The following is a 14,037-nucleotide window of genomic DNA, read 5'->3' on the forward strand; positions in this document are numbered from 1 at the left end:
CGATGTTGGGAAAATTAACACTTGATGCGGTTCCGCTACACGAACCAATCATTATGGTTACCGTTGCTGCAATTGTTCTGGGTGGGCTGGCAGTTGTCGCTGCCCTGACCTATTTCGGCAAATGGAAATGGCTATGGAGCGAATGGCTGACTTCGGTTGACCATAAAAAAATCGGTATCATGTACATTCTGGTCGCCATGGTCATGCTGCTGCGTGGCTTTGCCGACGCCATCATGATGCGTAGCCAGCAAGCACTTGCTTCTGCTGGTGAGGCCGGATTCCTCCCGCCTCATCACTATGATCAGATTTTCACCGCGCACGGCGTTATCATGATTTTCTTCATGGCGATGCCTTTTGTGGTGGGCTTGATGAACGTGGTTGTACCGCTACAAATCGGTGCTCGCGACGTTGCCTTCCCGTTCCTGAACTCACTGAGTTTCTGGTTCTTTGTCGTCGGGGTGGTGTTAATCAACATCTCTCTGGGAGTCGGTGAATTCGCACAAACCGGTTGGTTGGCATATCCGCCACTATCAGGTAAAGAGTACAACCCAGGTGTCGGGGTCGATTACTGGATCTGGAGTCTACAGATTTCTGGTTTGGGGACCTTGCTGACCGGTGTTAACTTCTTCGCGACTATCTTGAAAATGCGTGCGCCTGGCATGTCGATGATGAAGATGCCAGTCTTCACCTGGGCTGCACTGTGTACCAACATTTTGATTATCGTTTCATTCCCGATCCTGACTGTGACCGTCGCGTTACTGACACTGGACCGCTACCTTGGCACCCATTTCTTTACCAATGATATGGGTGGCAACATGATGATGTACATCAACCTGATTTGGGCCTGGGGCCATCCGGAAGTGTACATTTTAGTTCTGCCAGTATTCGGGGTGTTCTCCGAAGTTACCGCGACCTTCTCAAGAAAACGTCTGTTTGGTTACACCTCTTTAGTCTGGGCAACCATCGCGATTACCGTACTGTCGTTTATTGTTTGGCTACACCACTTCTTCACCATGGGGTCCGGTGCCAACGTTAACGCCTTCTTCGGTATAGCCACGATGATCATTTCCATCCCAACTGGGGTGAAAATCTTCAACTGGTTGTTCACGATGTACCAAGGCCGTATTCAGTTTAACTCCGCAATGTTGTGGACCGTTGGCTTCATCATCACCTTCTCTATCGGTGGGATGACCGGTGTTCTACTTGCCGTTCCGGGTGCAAACTTTGTACTGCATAACAGCCTGTTCCTGATTGCGCACTTCCATAACGTGATTATCGGTGGTGTGGTATTTGGTTGCTTCGCTGGCCTGACTTACTGGTGGCCTAAGTCCTTCGGCTTTACGCTGAATGAGAAATGGGGCATCCGTGCTTTCTGGTTCTGGATAATTGGCTTCTTCGTTGCCTTTATGCCGCTGTATGTACTGGGCTTTATGGGCATGACCCGTCGTCTGAGCCAAGACATCAACCCAGAATTCCACCCGATGTTGATGGTGGCAGCAGGCGGTGCAGCACTGATTGCTTGCGGTATCTTCTGTCAGGTTATCCAGGTGTTCGTCAGTATTCGTGACCGCGAGCAAAACCGCGATCTGACTGGTGACCCGTGGGGTGGCCGTACGCTGGAGTGGTCTACCTCTTCCCCACCGCCGTTCTATAACTTCGCTGTCGTGCCTGAAGTTGTTGACCGTGACGAATTCTGGGATATGAAAGAGAAAGGCGAAGCGTACAAACGCCCAGCGAAATACGAAGAAATCCACATGCCGAAGAATACCGGTGCAGGTGTGATTATTGCTGGCTTCAGCTTGATCTTCGGCTTTGCCATGATCTGGTATATCTGGTGGCTGGCCATTATTGGCTTCGCTGGCATGATTGTGACCTGGATTGTGAAAAGCTTCGACGAGGATGTTGATTACTATGTGCCGGTTGCAGAAGTTGAGCGCATTGAAAATCTTCATCATGAACAAATCAGCAAAGCAGGCGTGAATCATGTCAACTGAAACTCTGACTAACCACAACGTCGCCCATGCCGAGCACGGGCATCACGATGCAGGAGCAACGAAAGTATTCGGCTTCTGGATCTACCTGATGAGCGACTGTATTTTGTTTGCGACTTTGTTCGCAACTTATGCAGTGCTGGTAAACGGGACCGCTGGCGGTCCTTCCGGCAGGGATATCTTCGACTTGAACTTTGTTCTGGTCGAAACCTTCCTGTTACTGTTCAGTAGTATTACTTACGGCATCGCTATGCTGGGCATGAATAAAGGCCATAAAAACCAGGTGAACACCTGGTTAGGTCTGACCTTCCTGTTCGGTCTGGGCTTTGTGGCAATGGAAATCTATGAATTCCATCACCTGATTGTTGAAGGCTACGGCCCGGATCGCAGTGCGTTCCTGTCTAGCTTCTTCGCACTGGTTGCCACCCACGGTATTCACGTTACTGCTGGCCTGGTTTGGATCATCATTATGATGATTCAAGTAGCAAAACGCGGCCTGAATGAGATGAACCGTACCCGTCTGATGTGCCTGAGCTTGTTCTGGCACTTCCTGGACGTGGTCTGGATCTGCGTATTCACCGTTGTCTATCTGTTAGGAGCCATGTAATGAGTCATCCAACAACTACTCACGGTGGAGCCAGCCACGGTAGCTTGAAGTCATATCTTATTGGCTTCATTCTGTCGGTCATTCTGACAGTTATTCCATTTGCTATGGTGATGAGCGGTACCGCCTCCCATACGACTATTCTGGCCACAGTGGTCGGTTTAGCCGTAGTGCAGATTATTGTGCACTTGGTGTACTTCCTGCATATGAATGGATCGTCCGAAGAACGTTGGAATCTGGTGGCGTTCCTGTTCACCGCTATGATTATCGCAATCGTTGTTGTGGGCTCACTCTGGATTATGTACAACCTCAACATCAATATGATGGTTGACTGAAGAGCTGCATGTGATGATTAAGCAATACCTGCAAGTAACTAAACCAGGAATTATTTTCGGCAATTTAATTTCTGTCGTTGGGGGATTTCTCCTCGCTTCCAAAGGCGTGATTGATTACCCCCTTTTTCTCGCCACCCTGTTCGGTGTCTCGTTAGTTGTTGCCTCCGGGTGTGTATTTAACAACTATATCGACCGTGATATCGACCGTATCATGGAGAGAACGAAGAATCGTGTCCTGGTAAAAGGGCTTATCGATCCGAAAGTGAGCCTGATTTATGCATCAGTACTGGGTATTGCTGGCATGCTGTTGCTCTACGTCGCCGCCAATCTATTAGCAATGATGCTGGCCGTCATTGGTTTCGTTATCTATGTTGGGGTTTATAGCCTCTACATGAAGCGCAAATCAGTCTACGGCACGTTGATTGGCAGCTTGTCAGGTGCCGCACCACCAGTGATTGGTTACTGTGCGGTTACCGGGCAGTTCGATATGGGCGCCTTGATTCTGCTGCTTATCTTCAGCTTGTGGCAAATGCCGCACTCTTATGCCATCGCGATTTTCCGCTTTAAGGATTATCAAGCTGCCAACATTCCGGTTCTGCCGGTGATAAAAGGAATATCGGTCACCAAAAACCATATTACCCTTTATATTTTGGCATTTATGGTCGCGACCTTGATGCTAACCTTAAGTGGCTATGCCGGTTATAAATACCTGGTTGTCGCTGCGGCGGTGAGTGTCTGGTGGCTGGGAATGGCATTGCGCGGTTACAAGGCAACCAATGACATCGTGTGGGCGAGAAAACTCTTTGTCTTCTCTATCATTGCCATTACGTCATTGAGCGTCATGATGTCGGTTGATTTCAATGTCCCTTCCTCGGCGGGATTACTGACTTACGTCGGGTAATTTCAGCCCTATTGATGTAAAAATGGCTGTTTCTGACAGCCATTTTTTATTTCTGCACTACCCTGCTGTTATCTTAAAACTCACCTGTAATACATTCTAAACATCAATAGATTTACCGGTAGGCATTAACATCATTACAATAGTGCAATTGGTTTTTCTGAGGTGGTAATGAACGACAATAAAATGACCCCGCTAGAGCTTCGGGCTACTTGGGGGCTGGGTACGGTATTCTCTTTGCGCATGCTTGGCATGTTCATGGTTTTGCCGGTTCTCACCACTTATGGTATGGCACTTTCTGGAGCCAGTGAGGCGTTGATTGGCCTAGCTATTGGTATCTACGGTCTGGCTCAGGCCATTTTCCAAATCCCTTTTGGGCTGGTTTCCGATCGCATTGGCCGCAAACCCCTGATCGTTGGTGGCTTATTAGTCTTCGCATTGGGTAGCGTGATTGCCGCATTGAGTGATTCTATCTGGGGCATCATTCTAGGTCGCGCATTGCAAGGCTCTGGCGCAATTGCCGCCGCAGTCATGGCACTATTGTCTGACCTGACACGCGAACAAAACCGCACCAAAGCGATGGCATTTATTGGTGTCAGTTTTGGTATCACCTTTGCTATCGCGATGGTTATTGGGCCAATAGTCACCCATGCCTTTGGTCTGCAAGCCCTGTTCTGGGGAATAGCCATACTGGCACTATTAGGTATTGTCATCACTCTAGCAGTGGTGCCCGATGCCGACAGGCATGTACTTAACCGCGAATCCAGTATCGTCAAAGGCAGTGTGAGCAAGGTTCTCAACAACAGCCGGCTGCTTAAACTCAACTTTGGCATCATGTGCCTACATATCTTGTTGATGTCGAGCTTTGTTGCTTTACCGCAAATTATGGCCAGTGCCGGATTGGCCCCTGCCCAGCATTGGATTGTCTATTTGGTGACTATGCTGGTCTCGTTCGCCGCCGTAGTGCCGTTCATTATCTATGCTGAAGTCAAACGCCGTATGAAGCAGGTTTTCATGGGGTGTGTCGCAGTACTGTTTGCCGCCGAAGTGGTGCTGTGGTCTGCCGGGCACCAGTTATGGGTCATTATCGCCGGTGTGCAGCTGTTCTTTATCGCCTTCAATGTCATGGAGGCTATCTTGCCTTCACTAATCAGCAAAGAATCTCCGGCAGGTTATAAAGGCACGGCAATGGGGATCTACTCCACCAGCCAGTTTATTGGTGTGGCTATCGGCGGGAGTTTAGGCGGCTGGATATTTGGTATGGCAGGGGCAAGCACGGTGTTTGCCGCCGGAGCGGTTATCGCGCTGGTGTGGTTTGCCGTCAGTACCACAATGCAGGAGCCCCCTTATGTCAGTAGCCTGCGAATTACTTTGTCAGAATTGGCAGTAAAAGACTCAGCATTAGAAGAGCGGATTAAAGCCCAACCGGGAGTAACCGAGGCGGTAGTTGTGACTGCGGAACGCAGCGCTTACGTGAAAGTTGATACGAAAAAGACCAATCGTAGTCAGTTGGAGCAGTTGGTTAATGCAACCTAGCTAGCCGGTAAACAGCCCACCAGATAATAAAATGAGGAACAAAAACCGCGCGTCGGTCAGAGTTCCTCTTTGTCCGCGGATTTAGTCGCGGAAATTATTGAACTGGAATGGCTGGCCCAGATCAGCACCGCGAACCAATGCCATCACACTCTGCAAATCATCACGCGCTTTGCCGGTCACGCGCACTTGTTCGCCCTGAATTTGTGCCTGGACTTTCAGTTTGCTGTCTTTAATTAGCTTAACCAGCTTTTTGGCCTGCACACTTTCAATGCCTTGTTTCAGCTTGGCTTCTACACTGTAGGTTTTGCCGCTGCGATCCATTTCTTCCGGGATCTCCAGTGCTGCACCTTCAATGCCACGCTTAGTCAGTTGAGCACGCAAAATATCCAGCAATTGCTCAACCTGAAAATCAGATTCACTGGCAACTTTGATACTTTCGTTCTTCTCATTTAATTCAAAACTCGCTGGAACATTACGAAAATCCCAACGGTTCGCCAGATCACGGGTGGCGTTTTCAACGGCATTACGCACTTCCTGCATATCAATTTCAGATACGATGTCGAAAGATGGCATATTCCCTCCTCCTGATAAGATGAATGGCGAGCATAATAACTGCTTTATCCCCCACAGACAAAGCCAAGCTGCTGACAATGGCTCAACTAAGCTGCGGTTCTTCACTAACCGAGCTGGTAGCTAACTCTGCTTTTAATGACCAAAAAGTCTATAATCAAAGCATAACACCTAGAAAGAAGTCGTGTATTACTGCTCACACCAAGGAGGTCTCAATGAAAATTACTGTGCTTGGTTGCGGAGCTCTCGGGCAATTATGGCTATCCGCGTTATACCAGCAAGGCCATGATGTACAAGGCTGGCTTCGTGTGCCACAGCCCTTTTGTTCAGTCAATGTCATTACGTTAAACGGCGAGGCTTTCAATCAGAACCTCCCGACGAACGATCCAGAGCATTTGTCGAAAAGTGAATTACTGTTGGTTTGCTTAAAAGCATGGCAAGTTTCCAGTGCGGTTAGTGCTTTGCTCCCTAAACTTAACCCTGAATGTCAGATTTTACTGCTACATAACGGAATGGGAACACAGGAGGAATTGCCTCGAGATGAGCATGTTTTCTTGCATGGCGTCACCACTCATGCCGCTCGTCGCGACGGTAACACGATTGTCCATGTTGCCAGCGGTATAACACATATCGGCCCAACCTCACCCACCATCATGGATATCAGTCATCTGGCCGATGTATTGCATCAGGCACTACCCGATGTTGCCTGGCATAATGATATTTCAGCCGCTTGTTGGCAAAAGTTGGCGGTAAACTGCGTAATTAACCCACTTACAGGGCTATATAACTGTCGGAATGGTGATTTGCAGCGCTACCCAGAGTTGATTACCAGTTTGTGTGCTGAAGTCGCCAGTGTGATGGAGATGGAGGGTTACCATACTTCAACTGAGAGCCTACTCAGTTATGTTAATGATGTTATTCAGAATACAGCAGATAATATCTCGTCTCTATTGCAGGATTTACGTTGCCAGCGGCACACGGAAATAGACTATATCACCGGTTATTTACTGCGGCGCGCACGCAATCACGGCATGACATTACCGGAGAATTCCCGGCTGTATGATTTAATTAAGCGTAAGGAAAATGAGTATGAGCGTATCGGCGCTGGTTTGCCTGGCTCCTGGTAGCGAAGAAACAGAAGCGGTTACCACTATTGATATTCTGGTACGCGCGGGTATTCAGGTCACAACCGCCAGTGTCGCCAGCGACGGCGCATTAGAAATCGTCTGTTCACGCGGTGTGCGGTTATTGGCTGATGCTCGGCTAGTTGATGTCGCAGATGAAAAATTTGATGTGGTGGTACTGCCCGGCGGCGTTAAAGGGGCAGAATGCTTTCGTGACAGCCCACTATTAGTCGCGACTGTGCAGCAAACACATAATGAAGGCCGTCTGGTCGCGGCAATCTGTGCCGCCCCCGCCTTAGTGCTTGAACACCACAATCTGTTCCCGGTGGGGAATATGACAGGTTTTCCGGGGCTGAAAGATAAAATCGCTGCCACTAAGTGGATGGATCAGCGCGTTGTTTATGACCGACGGGTGAATCTGGTGACCAGCCAAGGGCCGGGAACCTCCATTGATTTCGCCCTGAAGATTGTTTTCTTGCTACTTGGGCGCGAGAAAGCGGAAGAAATTGCCTGGCAGTTAGTATTACCGCCGGGAATTTATAACTACCGCGAATAGCTAATCAAATAAACCGCCCATGTTATCTGACTAAAAATGAGCGGTTTTTTATCTCTAATACATCAAGCTAATGCTTCTTTGCCTATTTGAGCCTGCTGACTTTTACGATCACGTTCCAGCTCCAACACCCCACGGTGTGACAGGTAACAGAAAATAATGCAGCAGACAATCCCACCCATCAGTAAATAGAAACCGCCGTGCCAGCCCACTCTGTCAACCATGATACCAAACAGACTGGTGCCTAACGATGCCCCCAAAATATAGCTCATGAAACCGCGCAAACCGACCGCGGAACCCACAGCAAAGCTTGGAACAATCTCCATGGTTTGCACTGAAGCCAGGAATTGCGGTACGTAGATTAAGCAACCCACGATAGCGGCAAAGAAAGTGACCATCAGCAACGAATCACACTGCCAATAACCAATCAGGCAGATAAATATCATCGCCATACAGATCATCGCCAGAGGCATACGGCGTCCACGGAAGAACTTATCGGATAACCAGCCAGCCAATAGTGTCGAAGGAATTGCCGCCCATTCAAAGAATAAGAAAGCGACGCTCATCTCTCCTTTGGTGAAATGCTTTTCTGTCAGTAAATAAATAGGCAGCCAGCTAATCATGCCGAAGCGCACCATATAGACGAAGACATCAACAAATGAGACATACCAGGCATGCTTATTTTTCAACACGTAAGTACAGAAAATCTGAAATGCTGACATATTCTCTGGTGCTTGTTGCCCAGCTTTTACTGGCTCCACAACCAAGTCTTCAGGCATGATTTCTTGTAGCGGAGGTAAGCCCTCACTTACCGGCGAGCCTTTACCCAGCAGTAAAACCAGTGAACCTAGCACAACCGCAACACCGGCGGGCACAATGTAGCTGGCGGTTTGCCAATGTTCAGCACCTAAAATAGCAAACGCCCCGCCGACGATAGGCGCGACAATACCGCCCCCGACGTTATGTGAAATATTCCAGATAGCCCCGACCCGACCACGTTCACGGCGCGGGAACCAATTGGCGATGGTAATAAAAGATGGCCCTACCCCCATGCCTTGGAAGAAGCCGTTAAAAATGACCAAGACCGCGAATAGCCAAAATGCCCCGCTAAACCCTAGACCGACGTTAACCAATGCACAAAGTAATAATCCGACCGCCATATACACTTTGGGATTGGCTTTATCCGCCAAACTACTCATGATGCCTTTGCTGATACCATAAGCAATTAACATACAACTACTCAGCAAACCTATTTCTGTTGCACTGAGATGTAATTGCTCTTTTAAATAAGGTGTTGAGAGTGTGAAGTTATTTCTCACAATATAGTAGGAAAGATAACCAATAAATATACTGAACAACGCTTGAACCCGATAGCGATTATATGTAGCAATAACTTTATCATTGGGGACTTTATGCGTTGCGACTTTAGGCTTCATAAATGAGAGCATAGTTCACCTTACCGATTTATTATTAAATTAATTTTTAGAAAAATAGAAACCCTGGCATTGAGGCCAATAATTATTTTTGTGGCAATATCACCATCGAAATAAACAGACAGCAGCACAGACATAAACCAGTTGATATTACTGGGTCTACTGCGTCATTATGTTGCCAGACCAGCATGCAGTGATGCCTTGATGGATGCAACAGTGCTAATATGTTTCAATATCGACACAATGGGCGGGAAATTATGAGTCAAAATTAACTCATTTATCATTATTGTTATTTTATTGGTCCGAAAAAGATAAAAATGGGACAAACGAGAACAATATCCCCTGAGAAGATATAACGTTTATTTATTGTTTTTTTGATATTAGTCACACATTGCCAGAGGAAATAAAATATATGCGAGCATTAACTACATTGCTGCTGAGTATAATTTTCACTGTCAGTTTTACGTGTGTCAGTATGGCGAATGAACTGGTTATTGCGACGACATTCTCCCCTGAAGCCACCGCGCATATTATTTCCCAGTGGCAAAAACAGCCGCAATCTATTGCCGTGCGCACTCTTAATCGGACCAGTTCTTCACTTGAACGGCTACTCGATACCCCAATGGGAGAAAGTATTGATTTAATACTGACATCGTCACCGATGTTGATGCAGCACTTGCAAGATCACCAACAATTAAACCCTCTGCCACCACTGCCACGGCAAAATCAGCAACAGTTAGTTCCTGAATCCATCCGCAACTCTACGGTTGCGGTAGCAATTTCGGGCTACGGTATTTTGGCAAACAGTGCGCGATTAAAAGAGAAACATTTACCCACGCCTACGACATGGGAAGGGCTGAAAGATGCCCGCTATCAGGGAATGATTTTGATGAGCAGCCCCTCTCGTTCGGATACTAATCATCTGATGATAGAAACCTTATTTCAGGAGCGCGGCTGGGAGCAAGGTTGGGCAACTTTGTTGGAGGTTTCGGGGAATTTGGCGACGATTTCATCGCGCAGTTTTGGCGTCTCGAATAAAATTAAAACCGGATTAGGTGTCGCTGGGCCAATTATCGATAACTATGCCACCTTGCTGTTAAAAGACCCGCAACTCACTTTCAGTTATTTCCCACAAAGTGGCGCTTCCCCGACTTTTATCGCAATAACTAAAAACAGCGCGCACCAGAGTGATGCCACCCGCTTTATCCATTTCTTGCTCAGTGACATTGGGCAACAAGCCCTGTCCGATACCGCAACGGGTAAATATCCGGTCACTCCGTTGCCAGAAAATGACCCTCGCGCCAAACAACAGCAACGTTTATTGCAACAAACGCCGCTAGACTACCGGCAAATTTTGCTGCGTCAGCCGTTGGTGCAACAGCTATTCGATACCGCCATCAGCTTCCGGTTACATCAATTGCAGGATGCCTGGAAAGCACTACACAGTGCAGAAGCTCGCCTAAAGCGGCCACTGCCTGAAATCCGCGCCCTGCTGACAGCTATCCCCGTTTCGGCGCGCCAGGCCACTGATCCTCGCTATCTTTCACTGTTTAACCAACCTAAAAATGCCGATAACTCACAGGAAACCGAGCTAATGGCGTGGCAGCAGTTCTTTCAGCAGCAACAATTTTTGGCAATCCAACAATTGGAGTCGCTTAAATGAACCTGTTGTGGCAGCGCATCACCATCAGTTCTATCCTGCGCTGGGCATTTGCCTTTGGTGCCGTCTTAACCCTGTTTGTCAGTGCCGTCAGCCTCTATTCATGGAATGAACAACGCCAACAAATCCGTTATGCACTGAATGAATATTTCCCTAAAATTCAGGCTTCTTTTCAGTTAGAAGAAAATCTCAATGCGCTTATTCAGGAACTAAATGAATTCCAACATGCGCCCAACACCAGTGCCCGCATTCAGATGCGTGACCAAATTGCACATCGTTTGGATACGATTGAACAAGCCAGTCACCGGCTGACGCCGGAGAATCAACAACAGCTGGCCATTACTCTCCGTCACAGCCGCGAATTGCTTTCGCAGTTGGACAGCGCCCTGTACAGCAATTTTCTGGCAAAAGAAAAAGTGACCGAGATAGCCGCACGGATTAACTGGCTACATGATGATTTTAATAATGAGCTGACGTCGCTTTCGCAAGATATCAGTTGGCAGCAAGGCTCATTAATTGATCAACTCACACAGAAAACCAGCTCGACGAAAAGCCAACAACTGCAAACAACACTGCGGAATGTGCAGGATGAGCTGCAACTGGTCTACGCACTGGCCCATATCGAAACACAGATTGTCGATGATCTGCGCGAGCAACTGAACAATACAAATATTGATAGCCTGAATAACCACGTTCGTTATCTCAGCTATCTCAAGCAAACCGCTGAATCAAATATGCAGTCACTGGCTAAGCACCCCAGTACTATTACCTTGCGCCAAACTATTGATGAACTGCTCAGCCTCGGTATCGCTGATAAGAAAATGCCGGCTATTTTGCAAGAGCGCGCAGCGGCACTGGCGCTACTGGAGCAAACCATCGACGCCAAGGAGCAGACACTCAGCCGGTTTCGTACCCAGATAGAAAACCAGCTCGGTAGCAGCCATCAAGAACTACAAACATTTAATCAACGGCTCGGACATATCATGAGCATCAGCGGCCTGTTGATTGCTATTGCCACCCTGCTGGCACTGCTGTTTGCCTTTATTCTTAATCATTTCTATATTCGCTCCCGCTTAATCAAGCGCTTCACACTACTGAATCAATCCGTCGCCCGCCTAGGATGTGGTGAATTAGACACGACTATCCCGGTCTACGGCGGTGATGAGCTTGGGCGAATTGCCGGTTTACTGCGGCGGACTATCGGCCAGATAAATCAGCAAAAAAATCAGTTAAAACAAGAAATCAGCGAACGAATGGTCATTGAGAATAATTTGCGCACGGCTCAGGATGAGCTGATACAGGCGGCAAAACTGGCCGTGGTTGGGCAAACCATGACCACTCTGGCCCATGAAATCAATCAGCCACTCAATGCGTTATCACTTTATATTTTCAGTAGTGAACGCGCGCTACAAAGCGATGATAAGCAGACGCTACAGAGTAATTTAGCCAAGATGCAGGGGCTTAATCTACGGATCGTCAATATCATCAAACAATTACGTCAATTCTCACGGCGTAGCGATGCAGACCAAAAATTACAACCGATCGACCTTAACCGCAGCCTGAATGATGCGTGGGATTTACTCGCCTTACGTCATCAGCCACTCAATGCGCGCCTTATCGCCCCGGAGAGTATTCCCCTGGTCTATGGCGATGAAGTTCGCATTCAACAGGTACTGGTGAACCTACTGACCAATGCGTTAGAAGCCAGCCCGCAAGCTGCCCCAGTCATTACCGTCTGCTTGGATGAACAGCCGGATTACCTGTTATTGATACTCAGTGATAATGGTCAGGGTTGGCCCCTCGCATTGGCTAATCGCTTGCTACAACCTTTTACCACCAGCAAGGAAGTGGGTCTGGGGATTGGATTATCCATTAGCCAGTCAATTATGGAACAGTGCAGTGGAGAGCTGCGGCTGGCCTCGACATTGGATCGCCATGCCATGGTGATCCTGCAATTCAGGAGCCTTGACCATGTCAAATGACAAACCCTCGCCATTAACTCATGAGCATCAGATTCTACTGATCGATGATGACGCGGATGTGCTGGAGGCTTATCACCACATGCTGACGCAAGAGGGATACCAAGTTTATCCCTGTAGCTCACCCACCGCCGCGGCAGAGATGGTGCCGCCAGACTGGCGCGGCATGGTGATCAGTGATGTTTGTATGCCTGGATTATCGGGAATGGCACTACTGGAAATTTTACTGCAACAAGATCGCCACCTGCCCATCTTGCTGATAACCGGTCATGGCGACGTTCCTATGGCGGTCGAAGCGGTTAAAAAAGGGGCATATGATTTTTTAGAAAAACCGGTTAATCCAGAAAAACTACTGTTCACGGTGAATCAAGCACTTGCTGACCGCCATGCGCTGATTACCCGGCGCTGCTGGCAGCGTGAGCAGCTAAGTGAGCACTTACTGGGTAACAGTGGTTGGGTGAAGCAACTGCGTGAACGGTTACAGATGCTGGCCGATGTGGATGTGCCGGTGTTCTTCTATGGTGAACTGGGAACCGGGCGCACACTGGCCGCACGTTATCTGCATCAATTGAGCCGCCGTAGAGATAAGCCGTTACTGGTAGCAGACCCTGCCAGTGAAGCGGGTGTGCAACTGGAGAGTTGGATAGCACAGGCATCAGGCGGCACTTTAGTGATTAAAAATATCGAGTTACTGAACCAGCAACAGCAACGTTCATTGGCTCAGCAGCAAAGTCCAGACGATTGTTGTTTCCGCCTGATTGCCTTGAGCCATACCCCAGCAACCCAGCTAGCCACACAGCAACAATTGGTACCGGAGCTCTATTATCGTTTCTCACTGAGCCATATTGAGTGCCTGCCGCTGTCCCGACGCCCAGGTGATATTGAAGTGCTCTTCCGCCATTATCTGGAAAATGCTTGCACCCGACTAAGCCGCCAACGCCCTCAGCTCACCGACGCTTTCGTGAAGAGCTTATGCCGTCGTCCTTGGCCGGGAAATATCCGCGAATTACTTAACGCAGCTGAATTATTCGCCGTCGGCGTTATGCCACTGGCGGATACCGCGGGAGAACTGGCTAATGATACCGACTGCACCCCTCTGGATGAGCGAATTGAACAGTATGAGTGTCGGATTATTAATGAGGCGCTAAATATTCATCAAGGGCGGATTAACGATGTCGCGGAGTATTTGCAGGTGCCACGTAAGAAACTCTATTTGCGGATGAAAAAATATGGCATCGATAAAAAAGATTACCGTTATTAGGATTAGGGATTGAAGGGGGGACAGTATCGATTCACTTTATTCCTAGCTTTCCCCTAAGAGGCGTAGCGAGCGAAGTCAGTCTGGGTACGCCCA

The 14,037-nt window shown here is 48.3% G+C and carries 12 protein-coding genes; 10 read left to right on the forward strand and 2 right to left on the reverse strand.

Features of this window, described 5'->3' with window-relative positions:
- The first annotated feature begins 2 nt into the window (after nucleotides 1-2).
- The 5 genes from cyoB (at nucleotide 3) to FTA96_RS13375 (ending at nucleotide 5,364) form a co-directional block, all read left to right on the forward strand.
- Nucleotides 3-1,994, forward strand: coding sequence for a cytochrome o ubiquinol oxidase subunit I (gene cyoB / locus FTA96_RS13355; protein ID WP_145574035.1), 1,992 nt, complete (start codon nucleotides 3-5; stop codon nucleotides 1,992-1,994).
- Nucleotides 1,984-2,598, forward strand: a complete 615-nt coding sequence (locus FTA96_RS13360; RefSeq protein WP_050108963.1) for a cytochrome o ubiquinol oxidase subunit III — start codon at nucleotides 1,984-1,986, stop codon at nucleotides 2,596-2,598. Before cyoB ends, FTA96_RS13360 begins: the two co-directional genes overlap by 11 nt.
- Nucleotides 2,598-2,930, forward strand: a complete 333-nt coding sequence (locus FTA96_RS13365) for a cytochrome o ubiquinol oxidase subunit IV (protein WP_025377412.1) — start codon at nucleotides 2,598-2,600, stop codon at nucleotides 2,928-2,930. Before FTA96_RS13360 ends, FTA96_RS13365 begins: the two co-directional genes overlap by 1 nt.
- 13 nt (nucleotides 2,931-2,943) lie before the next feature.
- Nucleotides 2,944-3,831 carry a heme o synthase gene (gene cyoE / locus FTA96_RS13370; RefSeq protein WP_050109007.1) on the forward strand — a complete coding sequence of 296 codons (888 nt, stop codon included), beginning with the start codon at nucleotides 2,944-2,946 and terminating at the stop codon, nucleotides 3,829-3,831.
- A gap of 168 nt (nucleotides 3,832-3,999) precedes the next feature.
- The gene (locus tag FTA96_RS13375) at nucleotides 4,000-5,364 is read left to right on the forward strand and encodes an MFS transporter (RefSeq protein ID WP_186372876.1); all 1,365 of its coding nucleotides are present in this window, start codon (nucleotides 4,000-4,002) and stop codon (nucleotides 5,362-5,364) included.
- A gap of 81 nt (nucleotides 5,365-5,445) precedes the next feature.
- Here FTA96_RS13375 and FTA96_RS13380 read toward each other — a convergent pair whose 3' ends face one another.
- Nucleotides 5,446-5,937 (reverse strand): YajQ family cyclic di-GMP-binding protein, encoded by a 492-nt coding sequence (locus tag FTA96_RS13380; RefSeq protein WP_050108965.1) that lies wholly within the window; start codon nucleotides 5,935-5,937, stop codon nucleotides 5,446-5,448.
- A 212-nt stretch (nucleotides 5,938-6,149) separates the two neighbouring features.
- Here FTA96_RS13380 and panE point away from each other — a divergent pair, with 212 nt between their 5' ends.
- Both panE and yajL read left to right on the forward strand, forming a co-directional pair.
- The gene (panE, locus tag FTA96_RS13390; protein ID WP_050122637.1) at nucleotides 6,150-7,061 is read left to right on the forward strand and encodes a 2-dehydropantoate 2-reductase; all 912 of its coding nucleotides are present in this window, start codon (nucleotides 6,150-6,152) and stop codon (nucleotides 7,059-7,061) included.
- Nucleotides 7,024-7,614 carry a protein deglycase YajL gene (gene yajL / locus FTA96_RS13395; RefSeq protein WP_050108967.1) on the forward strand — a complete coding sequence of 197 codons (591 nt, stop codon included), beginning with the start codon at nucleotides 7,024-7,026 and terminating at the stop codon, nucleotides 7,612-7,614. The genes panE and yajL overlap by 38 nt, the downstream gene beginning before the upstream one ends.
- A 62-nt stretch (nucleotides 7,615-7,676) precedes the next feature.
- Here yajL and pgtP read toward each other — a convergent pair whose 3' ends face one another.
- Nucleotides 7,677-9,059 carry a phosphoglycerate transporter PgtP gene (gene pgtP, locus FTA96_RS13400; RefSeq protein WP_145574037.1) on the reverse strand — a complete coding sequence of 461 codons (1,383 nt, stop codon included), beginning with the start codon at nucleotides 9,057-9,059 and terminating at the stop codon, nucleotides 7,677-7,679.
- Nucleotides 9,060-9,456: 397 nt separating this feature from the next.
- Between pgtP and FTA96_RS13405 the strand changes: the two genes are divergently transcribed.
- The 3 genes from FTA96_RS13405 to pgtA are packed head-to-tail and all read left to right on the forward strand — an operon-like array spanning nucleotide 9,457 to nucleotide 13,944.
- The gene (locus tag FTA96_RS13405) at nucleotides 9,457-10,707 is read left to right on the forward strand and encodes an ABC transporter substrate-binding protein (RefSeq protein WP_145574039.1); all 1,251 of its coding nucleotides are present in this window, start codon (nucleotides 9,457-9,459) and stop codon (nucleotides 10,705-10,707) included.
- Nucleotides 10,704-12,686 (forward strand): two-component system sensor histidine kinase PgtB, encoded by a 1,983-nt coding sequence (gene pgtB / locus FTA96_RS13410; protein ID WP_050151567.1) that lies wholly within the window; start codon nucleotides 10,704-10,706, stop codon nucleotides 12,684-12,686. Before FTA96_RS13405 ends, pgtB begins: the two co-directional genes overlap by 4 nt.
- Nucleotides 12,676-13,944 carry a two-component system response regulator PgtA gene (gene pgtA, locus FTA96_RS13415; protein ID WP_145574042.1) on the forward strand — a complete coding sequence of 423 codons (1,269 nt, stop codon included), beginning with the start codon at nucleotides 12,676-12,678 and terminating at the stop codon, nucleotides 13,942-13,944. The genes pgtB and pgtA overlap by 11 nt, the downstream gene beginning before the upstream one ends.
- Nucleotides 13,945-14,037: the final 93 nt, after the last annotated feature.

The organism is Yersinia alsatica, assembly GCF_902170305.1.
In the GTDB taxonomy this organism is placed as follows: domain Bacteria; phylum Pseudomonadota; class Gammaproteobacteria; order Enterobacterales; family Enterobacteriaceae; genus Yersinia; species Yersinia alsatica.